This window comes from Comamonas testosteroni (assembly GCF_014076415.1).
Taxonomy (GTDB): Bacteria; Pseudomonadota; Gammaproteobacteria; order Burkholderiales; family Burkholderiaceae_C; genus Comamonas; species Comamonas testosteroni_F.
Genome location: NZ_CP043568.1, coordinates 1618133 through 1635416 on the forward strand (window position 1 = coordinate 1618133; position 17284 = coordinate 1635416).

Below are 17284 nucleotides of genomic sequence, written 5' to 3' on the forward strand. Positions count from 1 at the left end.
TGGAGCCCTTGGTGACCAAGACCCTGTATTACGTATTCGACCCTCTGTGCGGCTGGTGCTACGGTGCCGCCGCAGCGGTGGCGGCTCTGGGCAAAGCGCCTGAGATCGAACTGCGCCTGCTGCCCAGCGGCCTTTTTGCAGACTCGGGTGCACGTCTCATGGACGATGGCTTCGCAGCCTATGCCTGGAGCAACGATCAGCGCATAGCACGCCTGACGGGCCAGCGCTTTAGCGAGCGCTACCGCAGCCATGTGCTGTCGGATCGTCAGCAGATGTTCGACAGCGGCCCGGCCACCCTGGCGCTGAGCGCTGTCAGTCTGTGCACTCCGGAGCGTGAGCTTGATGCCCTTGAAGCCATTCAGCATGCCCGCTACGTCAATGGTGACGACATCACGCAACCGGACACACTGATGACAGTTCTGCAGGCCCTGGGGCTGGAGCAGGCTGCGGCAAGCCTGCTCCGGTCTGATGGCGAACTGCTGGCTGCCAATCGCGCCCGCATCGAAGGGGCAAAGGCACTGCAGAGCCAGCTTGGCGCGCGTGGCGTTCCAAGCTTCATCCTGGAAACCCATGGCCAGCGCCAGTTGCTGAATTCCACTGCCGCTTACGCCAATCCGCAGGACTTTGCCGAACAAATCGCCAAGGCCTGAGGCTTTCGCCTTTCAACCCCGCCATCCCGAAATTAACTGGAGAACCATCATGATGAATCGCCGAGACTTTGTCCAAACCGCCGCCGCTGCCGGTATCGCCACAGGCCTGGCTGGTTGCGCCGCTGCCGTGACCGGCCATTCCAGGCTGCAATGGAAGCACTTTCCAGCAGACGACAAAGGCTTCTTCCGTGCGCCTGTTCTGCTCTCGGGCGATCGGGAGGCCATTCTCATCGATGGCGGCTTTTCCCTGCCCGATGGACGTGCCGTTGCCGAAGCCATCAAGGCATCGGGCAAGCAGCTGACCACCATCTACGTCAGCCAGAGCGACCCGGACTATTACTTCAGCCTGGGCCCGATCAAGGCCGCCTTCCCCGCTGCCAGGGTGCTGGCCGCCTCCGACACCGTTGCCGCCATCCGCGCCAACGTGCAAAAGAAGATAGCTACCTGGGCGCCCCAGCTCAAGGAGAACGGTCCGCAGAAGCTCGCCGACATCGTCTTTCCTGAAGCCTTTGACGGCTCCGCCCTGATGCTGGAGGGCAACACCATTGAAATCGTCAAGGCACAGGGACTGGAGAACCGCCGCTACCTCTGGGTTCCCTCGCTGAATGCGGTCTTTGGCGGCGTGCTGGTCTTCTCGGGCCTGCATGTGTGGACGGCCGATACCCCGACGCCTGCCTCTCGCGCCGCCTGGGTCAGGAATCTGGAGGCCATCGCCGCACGCAAGCCGGCCGTGGTCGTGCCGGGCCACCTGGGCGCCCATGGCGCGCTGGACGTTTCGGCCGTGAACTACACCCGCGAATACCTGCTGGCCTTCGAGCAGGAACTGGCCAAGGCGGCCAATGCAGATGCCTTGATCGCCGCCATGAACAAGCGCTATCCTGACGCCGGCCTGGCCGCCGCGCTGCAGATCGGCGCCAAGGTAGCCAAGGGCGAGATGAAGTGGGGCTGAAGCCCGGAAGGCATACCATGAGCACCAATCTGGACATCATCCGCGCGACCTATGAAGGCTCGCCCGAAGACAACGGCAGGCATCTGCTGGCCGCACTGGCGCCCGACGCACGGTGGACGGAGGCCACCGGCTTTCCCTATGCCGGAACCTACGTCGGCCCGCAGCAGATCGTGGCGGGCGTGTTCCAGCGGCTGGCGACGGAGTGGGACGGCTACAGCGCCAAGGTCCATACCTATCTGGTCGATGGCGACCGAGTGGCAGCCTTCGGCGTCTATTCGGGAACCTACCGCAAGACGGGCAAGGCGATGACGGCGAGCTTCGCTCACCTGTACCGGCTCAACGAGGGCAGGATCACCAGCATGGAGCAGTATGTGGACAGCCACCTGGTGCAGCAGGCGCTGCTGGCCTGAGCGCGGCGGAGTCCTGTCATGAGCGAAGTCAATACCAAGTTGCAAGCCATTCTGCTGCTGATGCAGACCGGGCAATGGAATGCCGCGCACGATGCCGTGCAGCGGCATGAAGGCCTGCTCGCAGCCTGGCTGCACGGGCTGCTGCATCTGCAGGAAGGCGATCTGGAGGACGCCGAGAACTGGTATGAGCGAGCCGGCCTGCGCTTCAGGCAGCGCGGCACGCTGGAGCAGGAACTGGCCCGCTTCGAAGCCGCGCTGCGCGCTCGGCCCGGCGCGTGAACCCGAGGCTGGCTCGTTGTCCGGTATTCGGCCTCTCGCCGTCACGGGTGAGGCCTGGTGGCAGCCGCTTTCTTGACGAGCAGGTTCTTCAGGTATGCAAAGAGCTGCGCCGGGCCAGGTCCCGGCTTGCAGGCATCAGTCCTCGCTGAAACGCGGGTAGTCTGCATCTGCCCAGCGCTGTGCGGACGCACGGTTCAGGCCATGGTCAGGCCGCACCCGTACCTTGGCCAGCTCGCTGCCGTCGGCTGCGGTGGCCGTGAGAGTCGCCGTGGGATTGTCCTCATCGGGCTCGATATCGAGCGCCACCGTCACGCGGGATCCGCGCACCTCGATCTGAATGGCTTTGTGCAGCATCGCAGCCTGGTGCTGCTCATGCCGGCGTATCACTTCGCTGGCCGTCTTCACCAGCGTGTTGAAGGCCGACACGTCAAGCGGCTTGGGATTCTTCTTGTCGCGTCCCATGGTCCATGGGCCGACCAGCGCGGGCTCGGCCTGGCCGTCCTGTGTCATGGCCACGGCCCAGCCGTCGTCGTCTTCATTCTTGATGACGCGGGCCTGCCAGCCCTTGTGATGCCAAAGGCGGTCTTCGAAGATGGAGAAGTCTTCTTGTTCGAGTTCTGCTGACATGTCTGGACCTTGGTCGGGGAGCTATCAAGTCCAAAGTCTACTGTTTCTTTATACAGTTTGCGCAACCGGGCCTATCCAGGCCCGGGCCGTGCCCCGTCAGCGCGCAATCACCGGCTTTTTGAAATCACGTCGCTCATGTATCGGTTCAGGTCGCGAAAATCCTGCACCGTCCAGGGATGCGGGGCGAGCTTGACCCCGTTCTCCCGCAGCGTTCTGGGAATCAGGTCCCCGTTCGGGCGGAGTATCACCGAGGAAACAATGACGCCCGGGTACTCCTGGAGCCGTTTCCTGAAAGCTGCGCTGGTCAGATCCGGTGTGGGAGGATTGCTCTTCCTGGTCCAGGGGCCCGTGCCCTTGATATCGGCACCGTGGCTGACGGCACATCTCTGGGTGAAGAGATTTTTCCATTGTTGTTCTGTGCAGAAGCCGGTGCTGCCTGGGTGAGCAGCAGAGCTCCCAGCAAAGCGATGAAGCATTCTCTTGCGTGCAAGGGGGCTTGTCGTAGGTCGTGAGGTTGACAGGCCCGAAAAGTATAGATCTTCCAGCCCGTAGCGATGGCTTGTGGCCGGACGCAGGCCCTTGCCTGCGTCCGGCGTCCTGTTACCTGTTGCTCCGGGCCGACCCGCAGTCGACCATCGGCAAAAGCCAGGCGCTGTCGGCATGCCGTGAAGCGCTTGCAGCTCCAGGCTTGCAGGCAGCCCTGGGCGTCCAGGGCGTGGCTTCAGACCTCGCGTCCGGCCTGATGTCCCGAATGCATGGCCCCCTCGATATAGCCCAGGTCCCGGCAGTCGCCGATGCGGCGCACGGGAGTCTGGGTGATGGATTGCAGCTGGTCAGCGACGCGGGAGTCGGCTTCGGCGCCAATGGCCAGCACCACGGAGTCGGCGGGCGTGCGGTATTCCTCGCCCTTTTTGTCAGTCCAGACGACCTCCTTGCGCTCGATGCGCGTGACGTTGGACTGCATCAGCAGCTTGCCGTGACTCTTCACGGCGTCGTACACGCGCCAGCGGCGCACGATGGCCAGCTCGGTGCCGGGATGGGTGCCGGGGTCCAGCACGGTGACTTCGCGGCCGCGATCGAGCAGGAACTCTGCCAGCTCCAGGCCGACCAGGCCTGCACCGATGATGACCACGCGCTTGCCCAGGGGCATCCACAGCTTGGACAGGTTCTGGATCGCTGCCGTGCTGTCCGTCACCTTGAGCATGCCGCCGGCCTTGAACAGCGCGCGCTCGGCCAGATTCAGCTTGGCCTTGGCAATTTCTTCGGCGCGATCACCCGTCATCAGGCGGCGCAGTTCGTCGCCGCTCCAGACATGGCTTTGCTGCGCGCCTTCGATGGCGGGGGCAGCACGCCTGGCGCCGGTGCCCACCAGAATATCGTCGGGCTTGAGTTCATCGAGCAGCTTGGCATCGACGCTGGTGTTAAAGCGAACCTGAATATTGGGGTGGTCCATCTGCTTGACCAGATAGTCGAGCAGGCGGCCGTTCTCGGGATAGGCCAGTGCGGCAAAGAACAGCGTGCCGCCCAGGCGGTCGCTGCGCTCGACCAGCGTCACGCGATGGCCGCGCAGGGCGGCGACGCGCGCGGCCTCCATGCCCGAAGGGCCGCCGCCGACGATCAGTACATGCCTGGGCTTTTCGGCAAAGGTGATGGTCTTGCTCGCCTCGTGGCCGGTCTGTGCGTTGACCGCGCACTTGATGCCCTTGTTGATGAAAATCTCGCTTACGCAGGCATAGCAATAAATGCAGGGGCGCACGCTCTGGGCGGTGTTGGCTTGCAGTTTGTTGGCCAGGTCGGGGTCGGCCAGCAGCTTGCGGCCCATGGCCACAAAGTCAATCTCGCCATTGCTGATGGCGGCGGCGGCGGCATCCAGCTCCCAGCGGCCGGCCGAGATGATGGGAATGCCGACGGCCTTTTTGATGCCGGTGGCAAATTCGCGGTAGGCATTCTGCTTTTGCGGAATCGGTGCATCCGTGAAGGCCGAGCCTGTGGGCAGGCGCGCATAGGCCGAGACATTGATGGCATCCATGCCCAGCTCTTCGCAGAGCCTGGCGGTCTTGAGTGCCTCGTCCATGGTGATGCCGCCGGGCGTGTGCATTTCTTCGGCGTCGATACGCACCCAGATGGGGAAGTCTGCGCCCACGCGCTCGCGCACGGCAGTCAGCACTTCGCGCAGCAGGCGGCTGCGGTTTTCATAGCTGCCGCCGTATTCGTCGGTACGGCTGTTGAAAAAGGGAGAGAGGAAGTTGGCGATCATGTAGTTGTGCGCACAGTGCACTTCCACAGCATCGAAGTTGGCCTGCTTGGCGCGCAGGGCGGCCGCAGCAAACCATTCCACCACCTGTGCAATATCGGTCTTGTCCATCACGCGGTAGCGGTCGGGGTAGGGACCAACCCCCACAAAGGTCGAGAACTCCTTGGGCGTGACGGTGCGCATGGCTTCGGCCACAGGGCCGTCGGGCGGAATCGAGGACACCCACATTTCGCGCCCGTGGGTGCGGTCATTGGCAGCGACCTTGCCGCTGTGATTGATCTGGATGGCGACTTTGCCGCCGTGCGAGTGAACGCGGCGCGTGACTTCGGCCAGACCGGGGATGAAGCTGTCGCTGGAGATGCCCAGTTGGTGCGGCTCGCTGGTACCGGTGGGCCAGGAGATGGCGGCCGTGCCCATGATGATGAGGCCGGTGCCGCCCTTGGCACGCTCTTCGTAATAGTCCTGGGCGCGTTCGCCGCAGATACCGTCGGTGCCGCCGTAGTTCTCGCCCATGGGGGCCATGATGATGCGGTTCTTCAGCTCCATCGTGCCGATACGGCCCGGCTGCAGCATTGATGCGTGGGGATTGCTCATTTTTTTTCGCTGTCTCCTATAGTTTTCGGCCGAGTTCGGCCCCTTCTTCGATGGCGCGCGCTGCATCAATTTTGTGGGCATTGCGCGCGCCTCCAATCACTGTGTGCGCAATGCTTTGTGCTTGAAGTCTGGATGACCAGGGGTCATGTGATTCCTGGCCGGCGCAGACCACGATGTTGTCCACGCTCAGGCAGCGCTGCTCGCCGCGTATGCGCAGGTGCAGGCCGTTGTCGTCGATGTGGATGTACTCCACATCGTTGAACATGCGTGCGCTCTTGTTCTTGAGCCGGGCGCGGCGAATCCAGCCCGTGGTGGTTGGCAAGGTGCTGCCCATGGCCGCCTTGCTGCGCTGAAGCAGCCAGATCTGACGCGGCGAATCGGCTTTCTCGCTGGCCTTGATACCGCCGCGTTGCTCGCGTTCGGGGTCGACACCCCATTCGCGGTCAAAGGCGGCCACGCTGCCGTCGTCGGCCTTGTGATGGGCCAGCAACTCGGCCATGTCAAAGCCCAGAGGCCCCGCGCCCACGATGGCCACGCGTTCGCCGACAAAGCGGGGGCTGCGCAAGGCCTCGATATAGTCCATCACCTTGGAGCTGTTCTCGCCCTCGATGCCGCTGCGTCGCGGTGTCACTCCCGTGGCCACGACCACGTGATCAAAGACGCTCAGGGAGTGGATGTCCGGAGTGGTGTTGAGCCGCAGCTCTATGCCCAGGCGCTGGATTTCATGCTCGAAGTAGCGCAGCGTCTCGCCCAGCTCCTGCTTGCCGGGCACCTTCTGCGCCAGAAAGAACTGGCCGCCGATGCGGATGCCGGACTCGAACAGCGTCACCTTGTGGCCTCGGTCTGCCGCCTCGCGAGCGCAGGCCAGTCCTGCAGGTCCAGCACCGAGAACGGCGATCTTGCGCGGAACTGCGGCTTTTTCCTGCGGCCAGTCCCATTCGCGGCAGGCTCTGGGGTTGACCAGGCAGCTGACCTGCTGGCGCGTGAAGATGCGATCCAGACAGGACTGATTGCAGGCAATGCAGGTGTTGATGGCGTTGCTCTGGCCCGCCTGCGCCTTGCGCACAAAGGCCGGGTCGGCCAGAAAGGGGCGGGCCATGGCCACCATGTCGGCATGACCCTGGGCAATCAGGTCATCGGCCACTTCGGGGGTGTTGATGCGGTTGCTGGCCGCCACGGGAATGCTGACTGCCTGCTTGAGTTGCTCGGCAGCCCAGCTGAATGCAGCGCGCGGTACCATCATGGCGATGGTGGGAATGCGCGCCTCATGCCAGCCAACGCTGGTGTTGAACAGGTTCACGCCGGCGGCTTCCAGCTGGCGGGCCAGGTCAAGCACTTCCTTCCAGTGGCTGCCATGCTCGACCAGATCCATCAGGGACAGGCGAAAGCTGATGACGAAGTTCTCGGGCACGGCCGCGCGTATGCCCTGCACGATGCGCAGCGCAAAGCGGCTGCGCCCGGCGGCATCGCCTCCCCACTCGTCGGTGCGGAAGTTGGTCAGCGGCGCCAGGAACTGGTTGATCAGATAGCCCTCGCCGCCCATGACCTCCACACCGTCATAGCCGGCTTCCCGGGCCAGGCAGGCGCAGCGCACATAGTCGGCAATGATCTGCTCGATCTGGGTCGCGCTGAGTTCGCGCGAGCTGCGGTTGCTGAGCCTGGAGAGCACGCTGCTGGGCGAGACGCCGCCGCTGCCGTGGTCGTAGCGGCCTACATGCAGTATCTGCATGAGGATATGGCTGCCCTCGGCATGCACCGCGTCGGTGATGAGGCGGTGCCGGGCCGCCTGCTCTGGCGTGCACAGCGTCGAGAACTCGGCATGCTCGGGCATTCCCAGTGCGTACTCGTTGACGCCGAAGCCCCCGGTGACGATGAGCTGCAGACCTTCCCGTGCACGTTCGGTGTAGAAGAGGGCCAGCTTCTCGAAACCCTGTGCCTGATCCTCCAGCCCGGTATGCATGGAGCCCATCAGAATCCGGTTCTTGAGGGTGATATGGCCGATGGTGATGGGCTGGAAGAGATGGGGGTACATGGCTGAATTTCCTCACGCGCAAATCTCGCGCCAGTGTAGGAAGAGCCACGGTAAATTCTCCCTAGGGGAATCACATCGTCCGTTTGCATGTGGTCTGACTTTTCATGATGGGCTTTGATGTGCGCCATCACCACCCAGACAAAAGGAAACAAGACATGTCCATCATCGTGATGAGCGGCTGCGCCACCGGCATTGGTGCTGCTACGCGCAAGGTCCTGGAAGCGGCCGGCCACCAGATCCTAGGTATCGATGTCCGCGATGCGGAAGTGATTGCCGATCTCTCGACGGCCGAAGGTCGAAAGCAGGCGATTGCCGATGTACTGGCCAAGTGCAGCAAGGGCATGGACGGCCTGGTGTTGTGCGCCGGCCTGGGACCGCAGACCAAGGTGCTCGGCAATGTGGTTTCGGTCAATTATTTTGGCGCGACCGAGCTGATGGATGCCTTTCTGCCGCTGCTGAAACAGGGCCGGCAGCCCGCAGCCGTCGTCATCTCGTCCGTGGCTTCCGCGCATCTGGCTTTTGACCAGAACCCGCTGGCACCGGCACTGGAGGCCGGCGAGGAAGCCAAGGCCCGCGCCATTGTTGAACAAGCGGGAGAGCAGGGCGGCAATCTGGCCTATGCGGGCAGCAAGAATGCCTTGACGGTGGCTGTGCGCAAACGCGCCGCCGCCTGGGGACAAGCGGGCGTGCGCCTGAATACCATCGCCCCCGGCGCGACCGAGACTCCCTTGCTGCAGGCAGGCCTGCAGGACCCGCGCTATGGCGAATCGATTGCCAAGTTCGTGCCTCCCATGGGCCGCCGGGCCGAGCCCGCCGAAATGGCATCCGTCATCGCGTTCCTCATGAGCGAGGCCGCCAGCTATGTGCATGGTGCGCAGATCGTGATCGACGGCGGCATCGATGCTGTGATGCGCCCGACGGGTTTCTGAGTCCCCCGCAGCCGCCTTGCGGGCCCGTCCCAGGGGGCAAGGGCCTGGCCGCTCCTGACCCGGGGCAGCCTTGTGCGGGAGCGGCCTATTCTGGAATTCTGGAGCTGAAATGAATACTGTTGAACATATGACCGCGGTTGTACAGCGCTATGTGGCTGCGCTCAATGCCGGCGATCTGGACGGCATCGTCGCGCTGTTTGCCGATGACGCCACGGTGGAAGACCCCGTGGGCTCCGAGCCCCGGCGTGGCAGGGCGGCGATTCGCGCGTTCTACGCCAACTCCCTCAAGCTGCCTTTGACGGTGGAGCTGACGCAGGAGGTGCGCGCGGTTGCCGACGAGGCAGCCTTCGCCTTCACCGTCGGCTTCGAGTATCAGGGCCGCAAGACCGTGATTGCGCCCATCGATCACTTTCGCTTCGACGCGGCGGGCAAGGTGGTGAGCATGCGTGCCTTGTTTGGCGAGAAGAATATTCACGCTGGCGTCTGAGGAGAGTCAGGCGCTTGACTGCTCTTGATATAGAAGCTGTCTTCGCCTGATTTAAAAGGATTACAAGACTATTTGAATCTGAATTCATTTGAAACAATGCGCGAGCTGCTATTGCTTTTGCTGTTCAAGGCAGTGCGGTGAGTGCCCCCAGCCTGAGCTGGCTTACAGATGGAAGTGCCCGGCAGCCTCGGGCTGGTAGAGCACTTTCTCGATCCGGATATGGCGGGTGCGATCGAGAATCCGCCAGTCGATGCGGTCCCCTTCCCGGTAGCCCAGAATGGCCGTGCCCACGCCCGAGAAAACCGAGAGCCTGCCTGCACTGTCATCGGCATCCTCGGGGTAGACCAGGGCCACTTCGACGGCCACCTCATCGAGGCGCAGCAAGGCTCTGGAGTTCATGGTGACCACATTGCCCTGGACCTGCCGCGCATCGACAATGGTGGCGCGCTCGACTTCATGCTCCAGATCGGCCGCTTGCGACTCCCATTCCAGGGCGAGAAGATCTCTGAGACGTGCCTGATCCACGGCGGTGATGCAGATGCCGCCCGCCGCTCCCGGCTGCCCGGCGCGCAAGCGCTGGAGGTAGCGCTGCGCCGTCATTGCATAGGACTTGAGTGCGGGCGTTTCGTTCTCCAGCACAAAGCCGTTGTGCGCAAAGGCCTTGAGCGAGCGCGTGTTGTCGGCATGGATCCTGGCAATCAGTCTTTCGGCCCGCATGTCGAAAAAGGCCAGCTTCATGCCCTCGTGCAAGGCGCTGGCGCCGAGCTTGCGCCCCCAGTTGTCGCGGTTGCCGATGACCAGCACGATTTCGCAGTCCGCCCCGTTCCTGACCAGACGCACAAAGCCCACGGGCAGGTCATCGCGGTCGTAAGCCATGAAGAAGCGGCCGCCCTGATTGAAGAGATGGGTGAGTATGGGCAGCTGAACCCGGTCGATGAGCTGCTCTATGTGACGCGAGACATGGCGCGAATCGCTGAGGTGGCGCACGACGTCCTCGTCGTTCAGCCAGTCCACCAGGTTCAGCGCATTGGCTCGCGTGATTTCCGGGCACAGGGATATGAAAGGCTTGCTCATCTTCAACACCGTCGGTTGCAAGAATGAAAGCCTTTCATGGCCACGGCGTGGGCCATGACGGTTCTTTCTACACAGGCGCCGATTCTAGGCAAGCAGATTCTGCTGCGCAGGCACAGCGCCTATCTCGCATCTCTTTGCTCGGTCTATGGCGAGCCTGGGCTGCGGAGCGGGGCGCTCCGGGAGCGCAAGCCTCGACAGCTGCGATGCTCTTTATTTAGAAGCGGATTGCGATTGACTGTAGTCGTATTCTTAATGTTTTAATTCCACGATCTAGAAGTGGCATGCGTCAGAAGCTCCTTCTTTGATGGTGGGCGCAGCGCCGAACGCCGGCGACCGGGCATGTTGCTCAGACCGCCCGGGAGCACGCGCCGCCCATGCCTGTCAGATGGGGCTCCAGCACCTCGGTGATCCAGTTCAGGAAGGCGGTGACTCGCGGCGCGATATGTCTGCGATGCGGGTACAGCAGGGACACCGGCATGGACGCGGCCTTGAAGTCGGGCATGACCTCGACCAGCAGACCCTGATCCAGCAGATGGCGCGCACCCCGGACAGGCGCCTGAATCAGGCCAAGACCGGCAACACAGGCGGCCTGATAGGCATCCGTGCCGTTGACCACCAGGGCGCTGCGCACGGGATGCAGAGCGATCTCCTTGCCGCGCTGATACTCCCAGCCCGCGCCATGCCGCCCGAGCTGGTTCGCGTAGTGAATGATGCGGTGCCGTGACAGGTCGACCAGTGTTGCGGGCGTGCCGTGACGCTGCAGATAGGCGGGACTGGCCAGATTGCACATCTCCATCGCACCGATGGTGCGGGCGATCAAGTCGGTATCTGCCAGCGGGCCGATGCGCACAACACAGTCAAAGCCTTCCTGCACCACATCCACACGTCGGTCGCTGGTGCTGATGCCTACTTCCAGCAAAGGGTGGGCCGAGAGGAATTCGGGCAGCTTCGGAATGACGACATCCCGGGCCAGAGAGTTGGGCATATCGATGCGCAGACTGCCTCGCAGCCCGCTGGCGGCGGGCTGGAACATGGCTTGCAGCTGTTCCAGGTCGGCCATCAGTTCCTTGCTGCGTTCGAGGAACTGCTCGCCATCGGCGCTCAGCCGCACATGTCTGGTGGTGCGTTGCAGCAGACGGGTTCCGAGCTGCTTTTCCAGCTGCTGCACCACGGTCGACACACGGCTTTTGGTCAGCCCGAGCTGGTCTGCGGCCAGGGTGAAACTGGAGAGTTCGGCAACGCGGGTGAACACATGAAGCGCATTGAAGTCCATGTGCTCGATTGTATTTTTAAAGTGAACAGTGCGATCTTTTTTCTCGTATTTATTCATGATCGGAGAACACCTAAAGTCCTGGCTTGTTGACATCCTCCATGAAACCGACATGCAAGCATCTGCACCCCGTATCGCATTGATCACCGGCGCAAGCCGTGGCCTGGGCCGTAGCGAAGCCCTCAAGCTGGCCGAACTCGGCGTTCATCTGATCGTCACTTACAAGGACAGCGAAAGCGATGCGCAGGAACTGGTTTCCCGTATCGAGGCGCTGGGCAGCCGCGCCGTGGCGCTGCGCCTGGACGTGGGTGACAGCAAGAGCTTTGCCGCGTTTGCCGACAGCGTCAGGCGCGTGCTGGCCAACACCTGGCAGCGCCAGCAGTTTGACTATCTGGTGAACAATGCCGGCATCGGTCTGGTGGCGCCGTTTGCCGAGACCACGGAAGAGCAGTTCGATCTGCTCGTCGATATTCACCTCAAGGGCACGTTCTTTCTGACGCAGAAACTGCTGCCCCTGATCAAGGACGGCGGACGAATCGTCAATACCTCGTCCGGGCTGGCACGCTTCAGCCTCCCGGGCTATGCCGCCTATGCGGTAATGAAGGGCGGCATCGAGGTGATGACGCGCTATCTGGCCAAGGAGCTGGGTGCACGCGGCATCGCCGTGAACACCATTGCCCCCGGCGCCATAGAGACGGATTTCGGTGGCGGCGTGGTGCGTGACAACGCACAGGTCAATGCCCATATCAGCGGCCTGACCGCCATGGGCCGGGCGGGGCGCCCTGACGATGTGGGCGCCGCGGTTGCCGCATTGCTTGCCGATGGCAGCAACTGGGTCACGGGCCAGCGCATTGAAGTGTCTGGTGGCATGATGCTCTGAGCGTATGCCGGGCAACTCCATTCGGAACGCGACCTTGCCCGGCAGCGCCGGGTCGGTCAAGGCATATGGGATGCATGCAGCTACGCAGCGGCAGATATTCGATGCCTGCGGACCATGTGTTGGGGAGAGAGGATTTGGAGACCGAGTCGTGCCCGAGAACTATCTGGGAAGCTGTTTATGCGCAAGAGTCGGCTACAGGCTGTTGTCGCCGCCCAGGGCCGTGACGCATTGTCATTGCGGGCAATGCCGCAAAAGCCATGGCTCCGCCTTCGCGAGCTATGGCGCCGTGCCGCGCAAGGATTTGTGCATAGTCTCGGGGCAGGGCGACATCAAATCCTATGCATCGTCGGCTTCCGTGCATCGACAGTTTTGCCAGCACTGCGGTTCATCCCTGTTCTGGTCCAGGCAGGCTGGTGAATGGGCCGACTGGATATGCATTGCACTGGGCACGCTGGACTCGCCTTTTTCGGCGCTCAGGCAAAAGCATGCGCATCTGGAGTCGCAGCCTTTGTGGTCAAGCTTTGCCGGTGGCTGCATGCGCAATGACTGAGGGTCACCTTAGACTCTCGGGCTGCGGCACCGGCCTCGTGCAAGGCGATGTTGCGGCTTTGGCTTGATGCGTTCACTCCCCCTTGAACACCGGCTGGCGCTTCTCGATGAACGCATTCATGCCTTCTTTCTGGTCGCGGGTCGCAAACAGAATCTGGTTGGCCTTGCGCTCCAGCATCAGGGCGGCATCCAGCGATGCGTCCATGCCGGCAATCACCACTTCCTTGATCTGTTCCACGGCCAGTGGCGGCATATTGGCAATCAGTTTTGCCATTTTCAGCGCCTCAGGGATTACCTGATCGTCTGCACAGACTAGGCTGACCAGACCCATGGCATAGGCTTCGTCGGCGCTGACGGGCTTGCCCGTCAGCAGAATGCGCATGGCCTGGAACTTGCCCACGGCGCGCACCAGCCGCTGGGTGCCGCCGATGCCGGGCATGATGCCGATGCGAATCTCGGGCTGTGCAAAACTGGCTCCTTGCCCGGCAATGATGATGTCGCAATGCATGGCCAGCTCGGCCCCGCCGCCAAAGGCATAGCCGCAGACCGCCGCGATGATGGGCTTGGGGCACTTCTCAATGGGGGCCCAGACGCGCTCGGTGTGGCGCTTCATGATCTCTATGGGGCCGCAGGAGTCCATGCTCTTGATGTCGCCGCCTGCTGCAAACACCTTGTCGCCGCCGGTCAGAACGATGCAGCGCACGCTGGCGTCTGCGCTCAGCTCAGCGAAGGTCCTGGACAGCGCAGCCTGCAGAGAAAGACTCAGCGCATTCGTTGCCTCGGGGCGGTTGAGCTGAACGATGGCCACGCCGTGGTCCTGATGTCGAACCAGTAGCTCTCGCTGCGCGGTGTCCATGTTTTCAATAGCGGAAAGCGATGCCGACATAGGAATTCCCAAGGAGTTGAACAGGGTCGATGGTCGTTTTCAAGGGATAGAGCAACATCGTCCTTTTGGACGTATCTGCTGCTGGTGCCGAAACCTAAATTGGCAGGCATGGATACGAACAAAAGCTTTCAAGACAAGGTGGTGCTGGTCACTGGCGGCACCAAGGGCATCGGCAAGGGCATTGCCCAGGCGTTTCTCGCCGCAGGTGCCACGGTGGTGGTGTGCGGCCGCCAGCGACCCGAAGCGTTGCCAGGCATCAATGGCAGCAGCGCAGACTTCGTTGCATGCGATGTGCGCGAGGCCCAGGCAGTCAAGGACATGGTCGATGAGGTGCAGCGCCGCCATGGCCGTCTGGACGTTCTCGTCAACAACGCCGGTGGCGCCCCCCATGTGGATGCCGCTACGGTGTCTCCGCGCTTTCATGAAAGCGTGCTGCGTCTGAATCTGTTCTCGACCTTGCACGCCTCTCAGGCCGCCAATGCCGTGATGCAGCAGCAGGATGGCGGTGGCGTGATCGTCTGTATCGGCAGCATCAGCGCGCTGCGTCCTTCCCCCGGTACGGCAGCCTATGGAGCGGCCAAGGCTGCTGTGCTGAGCCTGGTCAGTTCTCTGGCTGTGGAGTGGGCGCCCAAGGTACGTGTGGTGGCAGTCAGCCCGGGCTTGGTGCGCACCGAACAGTCGCATCTGCATTTCGGGGATGAGGCGGGTATTGCCTCTGTCGCCGGGACCATTCCTGCGGGCCGTCTGGCCGAGCCGCAGGACATTGCCAATGCATGTCTGTATGTGGCTTCCGAAAACGCTTCTTACATGAGCGGCACCAATCTGCTGCTGCATGGCGGTGGTGAGCGCCCCGCATTTCTGAGCGCATCGAACTCGGAATCCGTGCAACAAAAACACTGAATTTCAAAGGAGACAATCTTGACCGATCAAGACTGGATGGCAGAGGTCCGCGCATACGTGGGCAAGCAATACGGGCGTGTCTATGCCTGGGACAAGGTCAACAGCCCCATGATTCGTCAGTGGAGCGAGCTGATGGGGGTGGCCGTAAAGACCAACAAGGATGGCAAGACCATTGCACCTCCCGCGATGCTGCAGGTCTGGTGCATGGAAGGGCCGGTGCAGAACAACTACCCGCCAGGCTCCACGACAGAGAATCCCTATGAAGTTCTGAAGCTGATCGAAGCGCACGGCTTTCCTTCCACCGTGGCGGTGAATTCCGAGCTGAGCTTCGAGCGCGATGTAGTCGAAGGTGAAGACCTGTACTACACGACACGCCTGGAGGCCATCAGCGAAGAGAAGACTACGGCCCTGGGTACGGGCTACTTTGTCACGCAGATCATGGAGTACTTCTCGATCAAGGCAGCGAATGGCCAAGACGAGAAGGTCGGCCAGTTGATGTTCCGCGTCTTCAAGTTCCGTCCCGCCAATGTGCAAAAGGCCGATCCCGCGCAGGTTGCCGCCCCGAAGATCAAGCGACCCGCACCAGGCGTGAGCGACGACAACCGTTTCTTCTGGGAAGGTCTGAAAGAAGGCAAGCTCCTGATTCAGCGCTGCAAGAGCTGCGGCGATCTGCACCATCCACCCGGTCCCGTCTGCCCCAAGTGCCATTCGTTCGACTGGGACACGGTGGAGGCCAGCGGCAAGGGCACGGTGTACTCGTTCGTGGTCATGCACTACCCCGAAGTACCGCCTTTCGACCACCCCAATCCCATCGGTCTGGTGGAGCTGCAAGAGGGCGTGCGTCTGATTGCCCAGCTGGTCGGCGTCAAGCCCGGCGAGGTGAAGATCGGTCAGAAGGTGCAGGTGGAGTTCAACACCTTCGACGGTGATCTGACCCTGGCCCAGTTCCGTCCTGTGGGCTGATGCTAGGAGACCGTCATGGACTTTCAACTCAGTGAAGACCAACGTGCATTCGCAGACATGGCGCAAAGCCTGTTTGCAGACTTTTGCACCGACGACAAGCTGCGCGAGCACGATGCCTCGGGCCAGCCCTTCATGCAGGATCTGTGGCAGCAGTGCGTGGCAGCGGGCCTGCACAGCATTCTGGTGCCGGAAGCTGCAGGCGGCCTGGGTCTGGGAATGAGCGAGATGCTGGCCGTGCTGGAGCAGCAAGGCCGTGCGCTGGCGCAGGTTCCGCTTTGGCAGCAGCAGGTCGCGGCTGCCGCGATTGCCAGGTTTGCCGAGGGACAGGACGCAGTCGTTCAGTCAGCCATGGAGGGCGAGTTGCTGGCTCTGTCGCTGCAGGCTGCAGTGGCTGCACGCGGGCCGGCGCTTCAGCTGCAGGGTGAGCGACTCAAAGGCCAGCTGCAAGCCGTGCCGCTGGGCGAGCAGGCCCGGGTGGCTCTGGTGGCAGCGGCGGCCGGCGATGAGATCAGGCTGGTGCTGGTGAGCCTGCAGGCCGATGGTGTTAGCCGCGTGGCCGGCATGCGCGAGGACTACTGTGCTGTGGCCGACATCAGTTTCCGCAACACGCCGGTGCTGGCCGTGCTGGGCGGCCGTGCGCTGGACTGGGTCAACGAAATGGCAATCGCCTGCCTGGCCAGCCTGCAGCAGGGCGTGACCCAGGAGCAGCTGCGCCGCACCGTGGAGTATGTGAGCGAGCGCAAGCAGTTCGACCGTCCCATCGGTACTTTCCAGCTGGTGCAGGGCCAGATGGCCGACGGCTACATCCTCATGCAGGCACAGCGCAGCGCGCTGAGCCAGCTGGTCTGGCGTCTGGATGCCGGCCTGCCCTGCACGCCGCAGGCCCATGCGGTGCGCGCCCAGTCCAACGAGCTGGGCCTGAAGGTAGGCCGCGTTGCACAGCATGTGCATGGCGGCATGGGAGTGGATGTGACCTATCACATTCACCGCTTCATGTTCTGGTGCCGTGCACTGGCTGCCGAGGCCGGCAGCGCCGAACAGCACCTGCAGGCGCTGGGTCACTGGCTCGCAGACAACGACACGCTCGGCTGGAAGTACGACCTGCCCGAAGACCGCTAAGGAGACAACAACATGGCAAACCAATCTATTCGCTTCGAGTCGGTGAACGTGGGCGACGAACTGCAGCCCGTCAGCGTGCCCGTCACCGTGCCGCTGATTGCCGGCGGCGCCATCGCCACGCGTGACTATTTCCCCGGACATCATGACCGCGATGCCGCACGCGAGCTGGGTTCACCCCATATCTTCATGAACATCCTGACCACCAACGGTCTGGTGCAGAGCTTTGTCGAGAGCTGGGCTGGCGACGATGCGCGTCTCATGGACCTGAAGATTCGCCTGGGTGCGCCCAACTATCCCGGCGACACCATGAAGTTCACGGGCTCCGTGACCGAGAAGAACGAGGCCACGCGCAGCGTTCAGATCACGCTCAAGGGCAGCAATTCCATGGGCTCTCACGTCAGCGGCACTGTGCAAGTGGCCCTGGCCTAAGAA

General features: G+C 62.6%; 18 protein-coding genes and 1 pseudogene. 12 read left to right on the top strand and 7 right to left on the bottom strand.

Annotated elements, in window-relative coordinates; genetic code table 11:
* The first annotated feature begins 11 nt into the window (after positions 1-11).
* Genes F0P97_RS07290 through F0P97_RS07305 form a run of 4 tightly spaced genes read left to right on the top strand, consistent with a single transcriptional unit; the run spans position 12 to position 2288 of the window.
* Complete coding sequence (locus F0P97_RS07290; RefSeq protein ID WP_232538145.1) at positions 12-650, top strand: DsbA family protein; 639 nt, start codon at positions 12-14, stop codon at positions 648-650.
* 49 nt (positions 651-699) lie between these two features.
* The gene (locus tag F0P97_RS07295) at positions 700-1599 is read left to right on the top strand and encodes an MBL fold metallo-hydrolase (RefSeq protein WP_182286234.1); all 900 of its coding nucleotides are present in this window, start codon (positions 700-702) and stop codon (positions 1597-1599) included.
* A 17-nt stretch (positions 1600-1616) separates the two neighbouring features.
* Entirely contained in the window at positions 1617-2009 is a 393-nt protein-coding gene (locus F0P97_RS07300; RefSeq protein ID WP_182286235.1) for a nuclear transport factor 2 family protein, read from the top strand.
* A gap of 18 nt (positions 2010-2027) precedes the next feature.
* Positions 2028-2288, top strand: a complete 261-nt coding sequence (locus F0P97_RS07305) for a hypothetical protein (protein ID WP_182286236.1) — start codon at positions 2028-2030, stop codon at positions 2286-2288.
* 135 nt (positions 2289-2423) lie between these two features.
* Here F0P97_RS07305 and F0P97_RS07310 read toward each other — a convergent pair whose 3' ends face one another.
* From F0P97_RS07310 to F0P97_RS07325, 4 genes and pseudogenes are all read right to left on the bottom strand, one after another.
* On the bottom strand, positions 2424-2915 hold the full coding sequence (locus F0P97_RS07310; protein ID WP_182286237.1) for a hypothetical protein: 492 nt from the start codon (positions 2913-2915) through the stop codon (positions 2424-2426).
* A gap of 107 nt (positions 2916-3022) precedes the next feature.
* Positions 3023-3405 (bottom strand): annotated as a pseudogene (locus F0P97_RS07315) (cytochrome c).
* A 231-nt stretch (positions 3406-3636) separates the two neighbouring features.
* Positions 3637-5763, bottom strand: a complete 2127-nt coding sequence (locus F0P97_RS07320) for an NAD(P)/FAD-dependent oxidoreductase (protein ID WP_182286238.1) — start codon at positions 5761-5763, stop codon at positions 3637-3639.
* 16 nt (positions 5764-5779) lie between these two features.
* Positions 5780-7795 (bottom strand): NADPH-dependent 2,4-dienoyl-CoA reductase, encoded by a 2016-nt coding sequence (locus F0P97_RS07325; RefSeq protein ID WP_182286239.1) that lies wholly within the window; start codon positions 7793-7795, stop codon positions 5780-5782.
* Positions 7796-7950: 155 nt separating this feature from the next.
* Here F0P97_RS07325 and F0P97_RS07330 point away from each other — a divergent pair, with 155 nt between their 5' ends.
* Both F0P97_RS07330 and F0P97_RS07335 read left to right on the top strand, forming a co-directional pair.
* Entirely contained in the window at positions 7951-8724 is a 774-nt protein-coding gene (locus F0P97_RS07330; protein ID WP_182286240.1) for a 3-alpha-hydroxysteroid 3-dehydrogenase, read from the top strand.
* 109 nt (positions 8725-8833) lie between these two features.
* Entirely contained in the window at positions 8834-9211 is a 378-nt protein-coding gene (locus tag F0P97_RS07335; protein ID WP_182286241.1) for a steroid Delta-isomerase, read from the top strand.
* A gap of 162 nt (positions 9212-9373) precedes the next feature.
* On the opposite strand, the gene F0P97_RS07340 is transcribed toward F0P97_RS07335, so the two are convergent.
* Both F0P97_RS07340 and F0P97_RS07345 read right to left on the bottom strand, forming a co-directional pair.
* Positions 9374-10285: a bifunctional GNAT family N-acetyltransferase/nucleoside diphosphate kinase regulator gene (locus F0P97_RS07340; RefSeq protein WP_182286242.1), complete on the bottom strand. Its 912-nt coding sequence runs from the start codon at positions 10283-10285 to the stop codon at positions 9374-9376.
* A 346-nt stretch (positions 10286-10631) separates the two neighbouring features.
* A complete protein-coding gene (locus tag F0P97_RS07345; RefSeq protein WP_182286243.1) occupies positions 10632-11558 on the bottom strand; it encodes a LysR family transcriptional regulator in 927 nt (308 codons plus the stop codon).
* A gap of 109 nt (positions 11559-11667) precedes the next feature.
* On the opposite strand from F0P97_RS07345, the gene F0P97_RS07350 reads away from it, so the two are divergent.
* Both F0P97_RS07350 and F0P97_RS07355 read left to right on the top strand, forming a co-directional pair.
* Positions 11668-12435 (top strand): SDR family NAD(P)-dependent oxidoreductase, encoded by a 768-nt coding sequence (locus tag F0P97_RS07350; protein ID WP_182286244.1) that lies wholly within the window; start codon positions 11668-11670, stop codon positions 12433-12435.
* Between the two features lie 148 nt (positions 12436-12583).
* The gene (locus F0P97_RS07355; protein ID WP_182286245.1) at positions 12584-12985 is read left to right on the top strand and encodes a GFA family protein; all 402 of its coding nucleotides are present in this window, start codon (positions 12584-12586) and stop codon (positions 12983-12985) included.
* A gap of 72 nt (positions 12986-13057) precedes the next feature.
* Here F0P97_RS07355 and F0P97_RS07360 read toward each other — a convergent pair whose 3' ends face one another.
* A complete protein-coding gene (locus F0P97_RS07360; RefSeq protein ID WP_012837522.1) occupies positions 13058-13870 on the bottom strand; it encodes an enoyl-CoA hydratase in 813 nt (270 codons plus the stop codon).
* 108 nt (positions 13871-13978) lie between these two features.
* Here F0P97_RS07360 and F0P97_RS07365 point away from each other — a divergent pair, with 108 nt between their 5' ends.
* From F0P97_RS07365 to F0P97_RS07380, 4 genes are read left to right on the top strand one after another with little or no spacing between them, the layout of a single operon-like run.
* Positions 13979-14770, top strand: coding sequence for an SDR family oxidoreductase (locus F0P97_RS07365; RefSeq protein ID WP_182286246.1), 792 nt, complete (start codon positions 13979-13981; stop codon positions 14768-14770).
* An 18-nt stretch (positions 14771-14788) separates the two neighbouring features.
* Complete coding sequence (locus F0P97_RS07370; protein ID WP_182286247.1) at positions 14789-15733, top strand: Zn-ribbon domain-containing OB-fold protein; 945 nt, start codon at positions 14789-14791, stop codon at positions 15731-15733.
* A 15-nt stretch (positions 15734-15748) separates the two neighbouring features.
* Positions 15749-16852, top strand: a complete 1104-nt coding sequence (locus F0P97_RS07375; protein WP_182286248.1) for an acyl-CoA dehydrogenase family protein — start codon at positions 15749-15751, stop codon at positions 16850-16852.
* 12 nt (positions 16853-16864) lie between these two features.
* On the top strand, positions 16865-17281 hold the full coding sequence (locus F0P97_RS07380; protein WP_182286249.1) for a MaoC family dehydratase: 417 nt from the start codon (positions 16865-16867) through the stop codon (positions 17279-17281).
* Positions 17282-17284: the final 3 nt, after the last annotated feature.